This window comes from Planococcus sp. A6, assembly GCF_028823615.1.
Classification (GTDB): Bacteria; Bacillota; Bacilli; order Bacillales_A; family Planococcaceae; genus Planococcus.
Window position 1 is genome coordinate 1 of sequence record NZ_JAPEHT010000079.1, and the last position, 15031, is coordinate 15031.

Below are 15031 nucleotides of genomic sequence, written 5' to 3' on the forward strand. Positions count from 1 at the left end.
CTCTTTTGGATAGAAACATGGTGAAAAGATTTGCTTATCAAGAACCGATGTAGTTTCTTGGATCTACTGCATTTGAACTTGAACCATTCCAGATACCAATGTGAATTTCAAAATGAAGATGTGACCCTGTAGAACGGCCAGTACTTCCCATTCCGCCGATTCGTTGTCCCTGAGTCACTTTTTGTCCTTCAGATACGTTAAGCGCGCTCATATGGCCATATACAGTAGTGAACGTTTGTCCGTTGACGGAATGGGTGATAACTACCGCATTTCCTAATCCCCCCATAACACCTGCATGAGAAACATATCCATCTGCAGCAGCTGTTATTGCTGTACCGACACCATTTGCAATATCCATGCCTGAAGTAAACTCAGGTCCATCACCAATATCACGCCATCCAAAGTTAGATGTCACTCGTCCAGTAGTCGGCCGAATGAAGGGAGATCCTGACGATACAGCTGGGGTAGCCTGAGCTTCTGGCTCGCTTGCTAATACAGCCGATTCTGTAGATTTTGACGAACTTTCAACAGACTCCGCAGATTTTTCGGCTTTTTGTTCTTGCGCTTTTTGTGCTTGTACTTTTTGTGCTTGTGCTTTTTTCTTTGCTGCCTGCTCTGCTGCTGCTTTACGTTCCTGAGCTAACTTACGTTTTCGTTCTTCTTCAGCTTTTCTAGCTACTTCGGCTAGACGTTCTTGCTCTTTGGTAATTTGATTTTCTAAATCTGCTGATACATCAAGTGCTTCAGAACGTTGTTGCTCTAAATCGGATTTTTCTGCTGCCAATCGCTGCTGTTCTGCCTTCAAATCTTTTGCGAGACCGTCTTGTTCAGCTTTTTGTCCATTGAGCTCATTTCTAAGTTTTTCAAGCTCTGCTCTACGCTCTTCTTGCTTAGCAAGCTTGGTTTCCACCTGGGCCTTTTGATTTGCCAATAATTCTTTATCTTCTTCTTGGGTACGCATGATTTCACGGTCGGCTTCAATTAACGTGTTAACAGCCGAAAATCGATCAATAAAATCAACAAAATCCTCAGCCCCAAGCAAAACATCTATATAATCAACGGATCCGCCACTCATTTGGATAGCTCGTGCCCGTTCTTTCAGTAATTCTGTTCGCTCATCAATTTTTTTCTTTAACTTAGCGATTGAATCTTTTAAATCCTTTATTTCCGCTGTCGTTTGTTCAATTTCGCCTTCGACAACTGCAACTTTTGATGTCGTTTCTTGAATTTGTTTATCCAAGCTTTGAATTTCTTCCATGATTTTTTCCAGAGCTGATTGATTCTTGGAAATTTCGTTTGCTTTATTATTAATTCCTTTGTTTAAATCATTCTGTTTTTGCTCTATTTCCTGTTTCTCTTGTTCGAGTTCACTCAATTTATCCGCATTTACTGTAGGCATTAAAATCGAGAATGCCAAAATAGAAGATAAACCTGTTACTAACCACTGCTTTCTCATTGTTACTTCCCCTCTCGTACTTTAACTCTTATTTCTTTATGTATAGGTTAGTGCTACATCATTTAAAATTCGCGCTAAAACATATCGTTTTATAATCAGGTGTCTTCCAGGACTCACCAGTCATTTCAAAACACTTTGTTATTCAGGGAACCCGATTTTAAAATCCAACTGCATCAGTGTATCATGGGGCTCTTTTACATTTGTTACAGGAACCTTGCAATTTCGTTTTTAATTCAAGGTTTTTCCCAGTGCAGAATCTCAGCTTTTTTATTCATTTTTTCTGTAAGTACCAATCGATGCTCCTAATTAGGAGATGGCGGAATCAAATAAAGATGCTTGGATATATGATATACCCAAGCATCTTTATCCATTCTAAAGCCGCTATGACCGTATTGAATTTTTAAGAAGGAATTATTTTTTAGCAGTGGCAGCCTTCTTTTTCTTTCTTCCTCGACGCCAAGCTAAAAACAAGAACGTTAAGAAGGAGATGTATAAGACTACTAACGCTGCGATATAGGCTTTATTGAAGCCTTTTTGTTCGATGATATTGAAAGCTTCTCCTAATTCTCTATCTAAAGTGATCCGGTAATTTCCCTCTTCATCCTGACGCGCAATATTGTTTTCGAATAATCCACGCAATTCCTTATCGTCGCCAACTACACTGGCTGGCAAAGTCAAACTTTGTGTAGAGGAAGAATTGTTAATTGCGATAATCCAGGTTTCTTCTTCGTTTGACCGCTTATATACAAACCAGCCGTCTTCCTCGTGCAATACTTCCATACTACCCGTCCGCAAGGCTGCCGATTGATTACGCAGAGAAGTCAAGTTGGCTATATGGTCGATTAATTCCTCGTCTACTCCTAAATCCAAGATCGGATGGGTATCAGGAGTCGTTCGCCCGTTAACAGCAATTTCAGAACCATATTGTATGACAGGAATCCCTGGCATAGTTAATAATTGAAAGGTAAGCAACTTCCATCGTGTTGGCGGGAAGCCGCCTTCTTGGACGGTGTCCGCAGTGAACCGGGAAGTGAGGAGAGAATCAACTTGAATCAGCTTGCCCTCTGCTTCTTCCCAAGAACCGGAAAGCTCTGTTTCATTAGGGTTAAAACTCTTATAGCTATCTCTTAAAGCAGTCTCAATTCCTGGCATGACCACAGCATCAAGGCCGTCTTGAGGCGGTGTTACATCATCGCTTATTACATAGAGATCCCGAATGCTTTTTAGGCTTTCAGAAAATCGAGTTATAAAGGCTGGATCCAAGCTATCTGCCTTTTTTATTCGAATACCGTCAATCGCATATTTTTCGATGAAGCCTTCAAATTGTTCAATTAATTGATCTTGTACTTGACGATTAGCGGTCTCCAGAGCGACGGTTCCATTTTTATTTTCAACAAACCATTCAGGATGACTTTCCCGCCACACATGTTGTTCACTCAATTCCTGAGTCGGCAGATCAATCATTACCTTTAAATCCAGTTCGTGGGCTTTGTTTATAACTTCTTTCCATTCCTCCTGAGTACCAAAACGTGACTCTAACTCATCGTAATCCACCACGGCTGTCCCATCATAGGAAGTCGCAGAGAAGATAGGCCCAACGGAAATCATGGTAAACCCCATATCTTTGATGTACTGCATTTCGCTGCTTAGTCCTGCAAAATCTCCCCCGCTAAATGAATTAGGGTCTAGGGAATTCACATTGATATCATTTTGAATTCCCTTATTAAAGAATCGATCCACCAATAGGTCATAAATAATTTCATCTTGCAACTCATTATTCTCTGAAGCTTCTATCGGCCTTGCTAAATTGAATAGTAAAAATCCCACCAACAGGATTGAAACCCATCTCTTTTTCACACAATTTTCCTCCTCAAAAATACCAAACTCGTTTTCAGATTCGGTTCAGTGTAACAAATATCAATTTTCTCTTCTATATAAAATCAAATACTTCATAAACTCTGCTTAAAGTTTTATCGATCCTGTGAATATTTAAGCTTACTTGGATGAAGCTTCAGTAGGTTAAGCTATTAGTACACTTTATTCTGTAATTAAGGAGGCAATAGGTATTGATTTTCTCGAAACATGTATTACAGTTAAACAGGATATTAACAATGGTCCAAAAATAAAATATCGCTCTTTCAATAATTCTAAGGAGGAATATCATGCTCTCTTCAAATAAAAAGCCACAAGATAAATCGACGACTTTTGGATTTCTATTTTACTTTATAGCCTTGCTCGGCTGGTCTATTTATGACTTTTTTGTCACGGGTACCACTGGATGGCAAGTACCGATTCTATTCCTTGGGTTTGCCATCTATTTATGGTCAAAAGTGTTTTATCAGCAACGAAAAATAAGAGAGACAGTAAAAGAGTCCGAGTTGAAACTCAAGTGAATGATAAGGGAACAATAAAAAAGAGCGACGGGCTTTCCGTCGCTCTTTTTTATCAAAATATTTTTGAACACTCTATTCCAAGCACTTTCAAATGAAGTATCTGCAAAAGCTAACGGGAGTCTTCTAAATCCTTCAAATCCCCATGAATAGACTCTATATGAGGATGGTCTTGTGATTCCAATTGAATTGTTATATGGGTAATTTGTTGTTTTATCATTGCAGCCTCAATTTCTCTTAATATGAGTTGGCTTTCTTCGAAAGAAAGGCCATTCTCTATCACCACATGGCCCGATAATGCGTTTTTTCCGCTAGTGATGCTCCAGACATGCAAATCGTGTATATTATTTACTCCTGGGATTTTTTCAATTGTATCTGTTATGCGATCGATACTTACATCTGTCGGAGTCCCTTCCATCAATACATGAATAGCTTCCTTTGTGACACGCCAACCACTTATTAAAACAAGTATGGCCACAACGACACTAGCTAAAGGATCGGCCCATGCCCAGCCGAAAAAGATTATTAGCAATGCGGCTGTTATAGCTCCTACAGAACCCAACAAATCACTCAGTACATGTAGGAAGGCGGCTCGGAGATTCAAATTGTCCTTAGTATCTCCGCCTCTGGTCAAAATCCAGGCAACCAATATATTTACTAATAGACCGATAATGGCAATAATCAACATGCCTGTTGTAGCGACTTCTGGCGGATCAGAAAACCGATGGTAGGCCTCGTAAAAAATGTAAAGTGAGATTAACACCAACGTTACTCCATTGAAGACGGCAGCTAAGATTTCAAACCTCTTGTAACCATAAGTCTTAGCTTGATCCGCTGCCTTTTCCCCAATTGTAAAAGCTAAAAAACCAATTCCTAAGGAAATCGAATCGCTCAACATATGTCCAGCATCCGCGATCAATGCCAGGCTATTTGTCAGAAAGCCGCCAATCGCTTCTACAACCATATAAACCGTAATAATCAAAAAAGAAATTAATAAGGTTTTTTTATTGCGTCCATGTGCGTGGTCATGGTCACTTCCCATTTACGACACCTCCCTTATTGGACATCTTTACAAAAGTAAAATTGATCAACTGGTTATTCCCATGACGGGACCTTGGCAATCACTGAGTCTTCCAGTCCATTTCAATTGTGGAGTGAATGATTTGAAGATCCGAAATTGTACTCCGGACCTTTTCCTTAATTGCAGTTGAATCTGCCAAGTTTTCGCCTGTGACCGACAGGCACACATTCATCGCATGCTCCTCCCCATCAATTGACCATATATGCAGATCCTTTACTGAAAGCACCCCAGGAATTTTCTCAATTCTTGAATGGACTTCATCCAAATCGATCTCCTGAGGTACACCTTCAAGCAAGATTTTCATGGTTTTCGATAAATTCCGAAAGACATTGAACAGTATAAATAAAGCAATGGCAATCGATAAAATGGGATCAAGTATATGGATGTCTTTGAACAACAAAACGATACCTACTATTAGTACGGCAACCCAACCTAGGACGTCTTCTAACAGATGCCAAGTAAGCACGCCTTCATTTACTGACTTGCCTTTATGTAGCCTGTATGCCGCAAATCCATTTAACAACACACCGGCAATTGCAAACCAAACCATTCCTTGGGCATTGGAGTGCTCGGGGTTGAATAGAAGAGGTATGGCTTGAAAGAAAATATAAACAGAACCCGCAATTAAAATGAGTGCATTAATCAAAGCTCCCAGCAGCGAAAAACGCTTGTAACCGAAACTGAACTTTTGGTCGCCTTCCTTCTTCGAGAATTTTTGCAGAAACCAAGAAAGCCCCAATGCTGTTGCATCCCCCAAGTCATGTACAGCGTCAGACATAATAGCCACGCTATTAATTAAGAAGCCCCCAATGAATTCACCTATAGAAAAAAGCAAGTTGATGAAAAAAGCCAACTTGATATTTTTCTCATCCTTATGAGCTGTTGCCATCTGTTCTCCTCCTTTCTCAATACAGTTAAATAAAAAATGACGTACAAATTTTGATTTCACCCAAGGCTTAACTCACTCCATGTCACTGAGTAGTTTATATATTCCCCAAAGCTCATGAAATACACCTTGGTAAATGATAGGCGCAATTTCCATAATTGCTTATGAAGAAGAGTTTCGGCAAGCAGGAAATTAAGGAAGAGATAAAGAATGTGACAGAGAAAAAGGAATGTCAAACTCCTTTTCATCTGTTCTATCCTTGCCTATACCAAATATGGACATTCTAACTGGGAGGTAGAGAGAGTGAACAATGCTTGGAATAAAATAATGTATAGGATTTGGTCGCCTATCTATGATCAGATCTTCAATACTGGGCCTTTCTTAGAAGCCAGGAAGAAAGTTTTCCAAGATGTGAAGTTTGAAAAGCACTCAAATCTATTATTTGTAGGAGTGGGGACAGGAGCCGACTTGGAGTTATTCAATCCTCAACACTTTACTATTACCGCGATTGACTTATCTCCCGACATGTTAGAAAAGGCGCGCAAAAAATATCCTGATTCTGCTATTAGTTTTTTAGAAATGGATGCTCAAAAACTGGATTTTGATGACGATCAGTTTGATTTTGTCATTGCCAGCTTGATACTTTCTGTTGTACCTGATCCGAATAGTTGTTTGCGAGAAATGACACGCGTACTTAAAAATGGTGGGGAACTCATTATTTTCGATAAATTTTCTTCAATTGAAACAAGCTCTTCAGTTCGACGAAGACTAGCCAGGCCTTTCGTCAAAATACTTGGGACCGATATCGCCTTGAATTTTGAAGCCTTGTTCGAAGAAAACAAATATTATCTAAAGCTCATAGACAAAAGCCCTGTTATGTTTAACGGTTTTTATACTAAAATCCGCCTCAGAAAAGATTAAATACTTTAATTGATCCCTTTTGTCTTTGTCTTATTCAAAACCTTTTCGAAAATTTAGTTGGGTTTCTACTTAAACTAAGAAAGGACAGTGTCGATGCGATTCCCTCTCTTTTTAATAATTCTATGGGCATCAGTGATTTTAGCGGTGATGTCCACAAGCGATGCATATGCTTTTTTAGTTGATCAAGTTGTAGAATATCAGATAAACTTGCAGCCTAATTTTCTTGAATTACTGAAATTTAGTGACGTTGCTTTCAATAATGCTTTTTACTTAGCACAAAAAACTGGCCATTTGTTATCCTTTGGGATTCTATATATTTTAATGTTCATTTGGCTAAAGCAAACTTTCTATTCCTGGTTTTTATGCACATCGTTTGCCTTTTTCTCAGAAGTTTTTCAGTTGTTTTTCGATAGAAACGGTAGGCTCTTTGATGTGGGCATCGATTTAATTGGTATTTTTCTAGCCCATCACCTGATTATCAGAGTTCTCAACTTTAAAAATGAATTCAGCAAAAATGGCTAGGAGACGATGCTTTTCTAGCTAACCGCAATAATCCGTACTGAGAAGAATAAAACAAGTCTCAAGTTCTCCATAGCCCAATAATGCCTTTTCTACGGTATATAATCTGATGGCATTCAAGAATTTTTAATATCTTAGTAAGTCGATAAGTCGACAAATTCAAATCCTTCTCTACCTCTTTAGTATTTTTGACTAGCACTCCGTAGGAAGTAGAATTCCTCAAAAAATACGTTATAAATCTAAGTCCACTACTCAGTGTTTCTTTCTTCTCTTCTGCTAAGCATTTCCTGACTTCTTTTATGACCCTAGTTTCTAAATTCGAAAAAGAAAACTCATTTTTATTTTTCACTAATAAATCTCCTTACTTTTTATATTTCGAAACTAAACCAATAGATTAAGCTATTACTTTAATAGGATATACTAACACCCACACACTTATTTACATTCAATAAAGTTAATCTATTAACTAACTTCATATAAAAATGTTCGATGAAAAAAGAAGCGATGATTGAGCCAAGGAAACGGAAATCACACATGCTATACTTGTTTGACTCTTGCTTTTGGTAACTTTTAAGACTCCCATCAGTTAATCAAACACAAAGCTAATTGCTTCATAGGCAGTATAAATAATTTAAGGACTTCAAACTAATCAGGTAAACGCCGAAAAGATATACAAGCTCCAAATGATAAATCGACCATAAGTAAAATATGTAGTTTCGGAGTTTAGTGACAAGCACAGCATATACAATAATATATTTATTGAAAAGGGAAGAATACAAGATTTTTTCCAGCAAATAGATTATAGAAAATACATTCAACATTATTACGACCCTGGAGTCGTTCAGCCATCCGTTCGTAAAGTCAAGATAGCTCTAAATGAATACATCTCTAATTAACGCGCTGCTTTATGAATCAAGTTACCATACAAGTTTTCAAAAGAAGCTGATATATGAAGCTCATGGAGAAGTGAGCTTTACTTAGCTTTTTTTATTGGATTTAATTAACTGAACCGAAATTTCTGACTGAAAACAAAACAAAGAATCAAGTTTTTAGAAATATATTTTTCATAGGAGGAAAATTAGAATGATAGAGTTATTTAAAGATCTAGATCCGGTTGTTCAAGCATTTATTGGCACGTTATTTACATGGGGCATGACGGCACTAGGGGCGGCGTTAGTATTTACTACAAAAGGCGTCAATCAACGTTTCCTGGATAGCATGCTCGGGTTTGCTGGAGGGGTAATGATTGCGGCAAGTTATTGGTCGCTTCTTGCTCCTGCCATTGATATGGGGGAAGGTGGTTCCTTTCCAGCTTGGATGCCTGCAGCCATCGGATTTTTACTGGGTGGCATATTTTTATGGTCAATAGATAAAGTCCTCCCTCACCTTCATCCAAATGCATCCTTAGAAAAAGCTGAGGGATTCCACTCAGCTAAAAGAAAGAAGAGTTCTTTGCTTGTATTTGCCATTACACTCCACAATATTCCGGAAGGGCTAGCAATCGGCGTTGCGTTCGGAGCTGTGGCTGCAGGATTTCCGTCGGCCTCTCTAACAGGTGCAATTGCTTTGGCAATCGGCATCGGTATCCAGAACTTCCCAGAAGGCCTAGCTGTCTCCATGCCTCTTCGACGCGATGGATTTTCGCGGCGAAAAAGCTTTCTTTACGGTCAATTCTCTGGAATGGTTGAACCAGTCGCCGCCATCATCGGTGCGCTGGCAGTGGTGTTTATCGAACCTTTACTGCCTTATGCATTGAGCTTAGCAGCAGGTGCAATGATTTTTGTAGTCGTCGAAGAAGTAATTCCAAGCTCCCAAGAAAAAGGAAACTCTGATTTGGCTTCGATGAGTTTAATGGTTGGGTTTACAATTATGATGATCCTTGATGTCGCCCTCGGCTAATTTCAAGTAAGCTTTGACCCTTGGCCTGTGAAACGGATATCCTATTTAGCTTTCTCCTATATTTCCTCTCCTTGTAGAAAGCAACAACTGAGAGACGAGTGCTAGAATGGGCAATTCGATCAACGGACCGATAACTAAGGCCAAGGCGATTAAAGGCTGATACGGAAAGGCGACAACTGCAATGGCCAATGAAACAGGCGAATTACGTGCGATAGTCGTCAGGCTTAAGCTCACCGTATCTTCATAGGAAAACTTTAGGGCTTTCCCTACTGTTTGCGCCAAAATAAAATTAACAACAAAGAACAATAAAACAGGCAGCAGCAAGGTTGAAATGACTTCAAGATTAGTGAGTAGGTACTTCCCTTGCGAAGCAAACATCGCCATAATCGCCAAAGATAAAAAGAAAATCTGTGCCGTAGCAAAAAAAGGGACGAGTTTCTCATTCAAGAAGGCTTTCCTCTTCCGCAGAGCATAGCGCGTCAAATGCGCCAGGACAAATGGAATAATCAGTACCAGGATGATGCTTTCGGTAAGGGTCAACAATGGTATTGGCTCAATCGTGCCAGCGAAAATGAATAGGTAAACCGGCAACAGCACGACCTGCAGAATCAAATTAATCGGCAAAACGGACATGGATAAGGGTACATTCCCTTTCGCAATGGCAGTGAACATCAGGTACCAGTCTGTACAAGGTGTCACCATCAGCATGATAAACCCAATCCACAGGGCTGGATGATCCGCAAGGAAGATTGCCCCAAGTCCCCAGGCCACTAAAGGCGTCCAGACAAAATTGGTAAGCATGCTGACAGTGAAAAAATTGCGATTTTTAAAAGCATCCTTCAGGTGCTGCAATGGAGTGATTAAAAATAATCCATACAGCATCAGCAATAAAAATGGCACGATGAAGGATTCTGCATATTGTTCATAAAAGTGGACCTGCCCCATCAATAGACCGATCCCCACTGCTGTCAAAATAATGATGGTTTGAAACTTCTCAACTATATTCATGAAAAAACTCCTTTTATAATAGAAAGAACGTGCGCTCGATCGATTATTCTTTAAAAGCATAACGGAAGTGCTACCCTATTAATCTTGAGTTTGAATCCGAACGGAGGAAAAGTATCCAGAGTGCTTTTAAAGAAGTCTGGGAATCTCCCCTTCACTCCTTGCATTAAGCTCGAAGCGATAAATCCAAGGGATCACTAAGAAATCTGCTTAATACATTACTGCTATAAGATTAGAAGTATGAAACAATGACATCGCACAGTTCACTGAAAAACTCAAAACTGTGGAAGGAAAGAAAAATTGTTGCAAATAACATCTTATTTCCTTTCTGTTTATACAGCCTCAGATAAATATAATGATATGCAAACTTTAACTCTGATTACCTAGAAGTTTAAGTTATGGGAAAAATATAGTTGAACAGATTAAAGCGCCTGAAGATTAAACGGTTAGGCGCTTTGCAATGTAAATTAATTCGTAGGTGTCCATCTTTTTCTCAAAGACCTGTCGTGTTGTTTTGTTTCATAAAGCTTTGAATATCTTCCTCAAACATTTTCCCGGCGACGATTTTCTCTATGTTTCCATCCGTATTCACCAGAAGAGTTGCCCCTCACCTCAACTGGTTGCTATTATAGATTTTTATGACTCTCTTGTTCTTGTCAATGACAATGAAGAACATCAAATCGCGCAGTTCTGAGCATTTTTTTACTTCAAACTCTAGGTGAGCAATATTGACGGTGAAATAGCAGAATTTGATCTTCAATGTGATATTTTCCTTCGTTCTCTTTTCATTTGAAGAAATATGCTAAAACACTAAAACGACCGCTTGAATATATAATTGACAAGCTATCGGTATATTCATACACTTAGATAATCAAACTTTCGTTTGAATGTCTAAGTATTAGAATTGTAATAGGGAGCACTATATTCACAAAGGAGTTGGTAATGCTGATAGGTACGATTTTCACCGCGGTTGCCGCTTATGCTGCGACCAGTATTGATTATGTTATCATTTTGCTGATTCTTTTTTCACAAACGTTGAAAAAAGGTCAGTTAAAATCCATTGTCATCGGCCAGTATCTAGGAACTGCCATTTTGGTAGGCGTCAGCCTTTTAGCTGCGTACGGTCTAACGCTTGTGCCCCCTCACTTGGTGGGCTTATTGGGTCTCATCCCCATTTATCTAGGTATTCGCATTTGGAAGCGAGAAGAAGACGAGAACAACGAAGAGAATATCCTCTCCCGTTTGTCTTCCGGAAACCCCAATCGCTACGAGAACAACGAAGAGAATATCCTCTCCCGTTTGTCTTCCGGAAACCCCAATCGCTTGTTTATCACCATCACCGCCATTACTCTGGCGGCCGGCGGCGATAACCTCGGTGTTTACATACCGTATTTTTCCACTCTGAATCCAAGCGAAACCATTGTAATGCTGATCGTCTTTGCCATCCTAGTTGCCGTCTTGTGTTATCTCAGTTACCAGTTAGCATCCGTTAAAAAGGTTTCGAAAACGATCGAGAAGTGGGAGCGCTGGATTGTACCGATTATCTTCATTGGATTGGGTCTTATGATTCTGCTGGAGAATGAAACCTTCCATTTTCTTTGGGGTTTGGTAATCTAAAGTGATTCTTAAATTGAACTGCAAATGGTAATTTTAAAAGTTATCTCCATTTGATTAATTCTTTGGTAACCACAGTGCTTGTTTTTATTTAGTTCGCTAATTTTTTTATACACTTGTTTTTCGATTGTTCGTAAAAAAGGCACTTTACCGAATAAAAAAAGAAGAAGCTGAAGCTTCTTCCGATAAGGGGTCATATGTAAATGTTAATGACGCCTGATTTTGTCTATGCCTCGACGCACTAGTAAAAGTACTGGCTAGCCGATAATCATTAAGGCAAGAAGAATCGCTAGAATTAGCTTCTTCTTGCCTTTTTTCTTTGTACAGCTTCCGATAACCTCATGATATGTAAACTTTATCTTTTTTTAATAAGAGGTTACAAAAACCGGATAGGCCTTTCTCCGTTATTCTTCTTTTTTGTTCCAATCCTTCACCAAAAAAAATATAATTATTAAGCTGTAAAATAACACAATCCATGAAGTCCATCTTATTTCAAAACCTGACTTCATTTGATGAAAGATACTCACTATGGCGTATATAAAAGCAAGAATTGAGAGCACTAAAAGAAAAATCTCACTTTTTCGTTCAGATAATCTCATATTATTTGGATGATTACAGTATTCATAAGCATCCTTCCACCTCCAATTAGATGCTGTTGCTGAAATTGTCTTATATACAGTGATCATTTCGCTGCAAATGCTAAGCTGGTTAATAACAGCTTCAATAATTCCAACGTCAGATTTATTATTTTTTTCTTTCAATAACGCTTGATAGGTAAACCACAATCCTTTTAAAAAGCGAGTTTTCAAACTTACTGTCATTGCATTTCGAATGTATCTTATTTTCGTTCAAAATCAGTTTCGGTGGATTTTCTAATCAAGCGCATGAAACCGGGAGATTGAATGTAACTTACTTAGACTTAAGTTACATTCAAAATCAAGAAGTAGCTTTCACTGAATCTCTCTTTTTTGAAAAAATGAAACTTTAAAGGAAGTAGATTAGTATAGTTAGTGTAACTAATTGAACAGTAAGGGAGGCGACTTCATGTATGGTGTTGAATCTTCTTTTTCGTTAGCTTTACTTCTCATAGTTGCCATTTTCCTCATAATGCTAGCATTATTCAATGCCATCATGCGAAAGTGGTTAAGAGTCGAAAAACCAAAAGCATTCTCTAATAACCATGTAAATGATAAACACAAGAAAATCGATTGGAGCATCCGAATTTTCGGTATCACTATGATGGTAGTAGGATATTTTATTAATGTGATGAGGCTTCCTCAAGAACCTTATTTGCTCCTAGAACCATGGTTTTTGTTGTTGGTATTCCTCTTTGCCACCGAAATCGTAAGAGCAATCATGGAGCGCAAATATGCGAAGAATCCTAATGCCTATCTTTACACAATCAGCCAACTGGTTTTTCTACTTGTATTTCTCATTTCATTATTTACAACTGATTTTTTTGGTTTCTTATAATCAATATAACTAGCCCCTCTACTGGAATGTGAATGTAACTTAATTGCTAATAAGTTACATTCAAAAACGAAATATTTTATTCAGTTTAGAAGCCTTCATAAATTGTTATTTTCCATGGGAGCCACATCAAGTCTTCTTCTGCTCCTACCAGGTCCTTGAGCACCTCATTCGTGTAACGAGCAAGCTCTTCTGCCTTCTGCCGTTCTGGAAACAAACCGTATTTATTGATTGAAAGGTTCCGATCAAAAGCCAGGTAATCCTGTAGCAAGTCATTACCCAGGAAGGAAATGAACCTCCCGCCAAGTTCATACCCCGCAATGTCGTAGCCGGCGAATATTCCGTTGCTAACTGGCTGCTTTTTCTCCAAGCAGAGGACGATACCTTCACCGTTCACGTCATTGCTATGATCCCGCCAGTCGTGAAAGTCTGGAAGATACTTCTCGTCAAGGCTGATGCCGATCAGACTCACCGATGGATCCTGAGTTCTTGCTTCTAGGAAGCCTTCCAGTGCTTCTTCCAGCGTACCAAATAGCATAGATACCAAGACCTTATCCAGCACCGTTTTGGACAAAATGGGTGTCGGCCTTTTGGGCTTTCTGCCCGCCCAAATGTCAAAAATGTTGGGAAAGATGCCGCCCACTTCCTCATCCATCGAAATCAGCTTTTCGACATGAAATCCACCGTCGACCACTTGTTTAAGATAATAAGCTTGGTTGGCGCTTGCTGCAGAAAGAAGAAAATAGCCGCCACTGTATTCCATCTGTTGCCCCTCCATTTTTGGTCTTCCGTTTTGCAACCAAAGAAATTGCCGAATTGAATGTAACTTAATTCACAATAAGTTACATTCACAACCACAAAAACTAATATTATTAAAGTGCTAATAAAGTTGTAATTACAAAATATACAAGAAATCCAGAAACGAAAATTAGAATATATTTAGCTTTTCTTCCCACTACTGTTTCCTCCTAACTTTTAAATCATAATTTCTAACTTACAGCCGAACTGAATGTAACTCAACTGCACTTATGTTACATCCATATTCCTAATTTAGCGTTTAGTATTTGTTCCAGAACCTGTCTCTAAGAGACTGCCAGTAATTTCAGACATGCAAACTGTCCATTATTGGAACTCAATTCCAACAAATGCTCGATTAATTATATTAAAAATATACTCACATATATCAGCCCTGCGCCAAGTAATATAAAAATTGTTTTTGATAGCCACCAAGGTCCTATACTTAAAAAAATACCAAACAGCAACATTACAACCATCCAAACTATTGAATCTGAAGAACTCGAATAAGCTCCATCAGTACTTGACTTTTCATGATCCTTTTTCGAATAAAATACGCCACCAAAAAACATTGCTAATCCGAATATAATTAAAACAATTTTTATTAGCAATTGACCATCCATGCTTCTCCTCCGCCTATTCTATTTTTACGTTCTTTAGCCAGCACTCCATTTCCTTAAATAGGTAATTCGTCAAATCTCATTTTATTCCTTTTTTACACGGCTTCTTATCTGTTTAAAGCGTTCGTAAAAGTACACTTTTACGAACGCTTTGAAAATGCCCAAAAATCATCGAAAAGAGCGTTCGTAAATGTACCAAAAGACTTTACGAACGTTCGCTGAAATGCATACACTTTTACGAACGATTTTCAGGTATAATGAGAGGAAACAATCGTTTATAGAGGTGAATTATGGAACATCGCAAATTTGGCTACATACGTGTCAGCAGCAAAGATCAAAATGAAGGACGTCAATTGGAAGCCATGAAAAAAATGG

General features: G+C 38.6%; 14 protein-coding genes and 1 pseudogene. 7 read left to right on the forward strand and 8 right to left on the reverse strand.

Translation table 11 applies throughout. From position 1 onward, the window contains the following. Positions 1-37: 37 nt before the first annotated feature. Positions 38-1456, reverse strand: coding sequence for a murein hydrolase activator EnvC family protein (locus tag ON064_RS12155; RefSeq protein WP_121301306.1), 1419 nt, complete (start codon positions 1454-1456; stop codon positions 38-40). Positions 1457-1867: 411 nt separating this feature from the next. Continuing rightward, positions 1868-3313, reverse strand: a complete 1446-nt coding sequence (locus tag ON064_RS12160; RefSeq protein WP_274624976.1) for an alpha-amylase family glycosyl hydrolase — start codon at positions 3311-3313, stop codon at positions 1868-1870. A 305-nt stretch (positions 3314-3618) separates the two neighbouring features. On the opposite strand from ON064_RS12160, the gene ON064_RS12165 reads away from it, so the two are divergent. Beyond that, a complete protein-coding gene (locus ON064_RS12165; protein WP_068870653.1) occupies positions 3619-3849 on the forward strand; it encodes a hypothetical protein in 231 nt (76 codons plus the stop codon). Between the two features lie 109 nt (positions 3850-3958). Here the strand turns inward: ON064_RS12165 and ON064_RS12170 are convergent, their stop codons facing one another. Further along, positions 3959-4888 carry a cation diffusion facilitator family transporter gene (locus ON064_RS12170; protein ID WP_068870655.1) on the reverse strand — a complete coding sequence of 310 codons (930 nt, stop codon included), beginning with the start codon at positions 4886-4888 and terminating at the stop codon, positions 3959-3961. A 79-nt stretch (positions 4889-4967) separates the two neighbouring features. After that, positions 4968-5816 carry a cation diffusion facilitator family transporter gene (locus ON064_RS12175; protein WP_068870657.1) on the reverse strand — a complete coding sequence of 283 codons (849 nt, stop codon included), beginning with the start codon at positions 5814-5816 and terminating at the stop codon, positions 4968-4970. Positions 5817-6116: 300 nt separating this feature from the next. Here ON064_RS12175 and ON064_RS12180 point away from each other — a divergent pair, with 300 nt between their 5' ends. From ON064_RS12180 to ON064_RS12190, 3 genes are all read left to right on the forward strand, one after another. Next, positions 6117-6734 (forward strand): class I SAM-dependent methyltransferase, encoded by a 618-nt coding sequence (locus ON064_RS12180; protein WP_274624977.1) that lies wholly within the window; start codon positions 6117-6119, stop codon positions 6732-6734. A gap of 93 nt (positions 6735-6827) precedes the next feature. After that, complete coding sequence (locus ON064_RS12185) at positions 6828-7256, forward strand: VanZ family protein (RefSeq protein ID WP_274624978.1); 429 nt, start codon at positions 6828-6830, stop codon at positions 7254-7256. A gap of 1080 nt (positions 7257-8336) precedes the next feature. Next, positions 8337-9152, forward strand: coding sequence for a ZIP family metal transporter (locus ON064_RS12190; RefSeq protein ID WP_068870664.1), 816 nt, complete (start codon positions 8337-8339; stop codon positions 9150-9152). Between the two features lie 45 nt (positions 9153-9197). Here the strand turns inward: ON064_RS12190 and ON064_RS12195 are convergent, their stop codons facing one another. Continuing rightward, entirely contained in the window at positions 9198-10160 is a 963-nt protein-coding gene (locus ON064_RS12195) for an arsenic resistance protein (RefSeq protein ID WP_068870666.1), read from the reverse strand. A gap of 942 nt (positions 10161-11102) precedes the next feature. On the opposite strand from ON064_RS12195, the gene ON064_RS12200 reads away from it, so the two are divergent. Then, positions 11103-11774 carry a cadmium resistance transporter gene (locus ON064_RS12200; protein ID WP_274624982.1) on the forward strand — a complete coding sequence of 224 codons (672 nt, stop codon included), beginning with the start codon at positions 11103-11105 and terminating at the stop codon, positions 11772-11774. Between the two features lie 401 nt (positions 11775-12175). On the opposite strand, the gene ON064_RS12205 is transcribed toward ON064_RS12200, so the two are convergent. Further along, entirely contained in the window at positions 12176-12592 is a 417-nt protein-coding gene (locus ON064_RS12205) for a hypothetical protein (RefSeq protein WP_274624979.1), read from the reverse strand. 223 nt (positions 12593-12815) lie between these two features. On the opposite strand from ON064_RS12205, the gene ON064_RS12210 reads away from it, so the two are divergent. Then, entirely contained in the window at positions 12816-13244 is a 429-nt protein-coding gene (locus tag ON064_RS12210; RefSeq protein WP_121301311.1) for a DUF4181 domain-containing protein, read from the forward strand. A gap of 85 nt (positions 13245-13329) precedes the next feature. On the opposite strand, the gene ON064_RS12215 is transcribed toward ON064_RS12210, so the two are convergent. Continuing rightward, complete coding sequence (locus ON064_RS12215) at positions 13330-14004, reverse strand: hypothetical protein (protein WP_274624980.1); 675 nt, start codon at positions 14002-14004, stop codon at positions 13330-13332. A gap of 394 nt (positions 14005-14398) precedes the next feature. Next, positions 14399-14659 carry a hypothetical protein gene (locus ON064_RS12220; RefSeq protein WP_274624981.1) on the reverse strand — a complete coding sequence of 87 codons (261 nt, stop codon included), beginning with the start codon at positions 14657-14659 and terminating at the stop codon, positions 14399-14401. A gap of 287 nt (positions 14660-14946) precedes the next feature. Between ON064_RS12220 and ON064_RS12225 the strand changes: the two are divergent. Continuing rightward, positions 14947-15031 (forward strand): annotated as a pseudogene (locus ON064_RS12225) (recombinase family protein); the annotation flags it as partial.

What these genes read in the sequence shown, in the direction of transcription:
- ON064_RS12190 (WP_068870664.1), top strand. Translation starts at nt 8,337, where the DNA reads ATGATAGAGTTATTTAAAGATCTAGATCCGGTTGTTCAAGCATTTATT.
- ON064_RS12210 (WP_121301311.1), top strand. Translation starts at nt 12,816, where the DNA reads ATGTATGGTGTTGAATCTTCTTTTTCGTTAGCTTTACTTCTCATAGTT.
- ON064_RS12165 (WP_068870653.1), top strand. Translation starts at nt 3,619, where the DNA reads ATGCTCTCTTCAAATAAAAAGCCACAAGATAAATCGACGACTTTTGGA.
- ON064_RS12170 (WP_068870655.1), bottom strand. Translation starts at nt 4,888, where the DNA reads ATGGGAAGTGACCATGACCACGCACATGGACGCAATAAAAAAACCTTA.
- ON064_RS12215 (WP_274624980.1), bottom strand. Translation starts at nt 14,004, where the DNA reads ATGGAATACAGTGGCGGCTATTTTCTTCTTTCTGCAGCAAGCGCCAAC.
- ON064_RS12155 (WP_121301306.1), bottom strand. Translation starts at nt 1,456, where the DNA reads ATGAGAAAGCAGTGGTTAGTAACAGGTTTATCTTCTATTTTGGCATTC.
- ON064_RS12175 (WP_068870657.1), bottom strand. Translation starts at nt 5,816, where the DNA reads ATGGCAACAGCTCATAAGGATGAGAAAAATATCAAGTTGGCTTTTTTC.
- ON064_RS12205 (WP_274624979.1), bottom strand. Translation starts at nt 12,592, where the DNA reads ATGACAGTAAGTTTGAAAACTCGCTTTTTAAAAGGATTGTGGTTTACC.
- ON064_RS12220 (WP_274624981.1), bottom strand. Translation starts at nt 14,659, where the DNA reads ATGGATGGTCAATTGCTAATAAAAATTGTTTTAATTATATTCGGATTA.
- ON064_RS12195 (WP_068870666.1), bottom strand. Translation starts at nt 10,160, where the DNA reads ATGAATATAGTTGAGAAGTTTCAAACCATCATTATTTTGACAGCAGTG.
- ON064_RS12185 (WP_274624978.1), top strand. Translation starts at nt 6,828, where the DNA reads ATGCGATTCCCTCTCTTTTTAATAATTCTATGGGCATCAGTGATTTTA.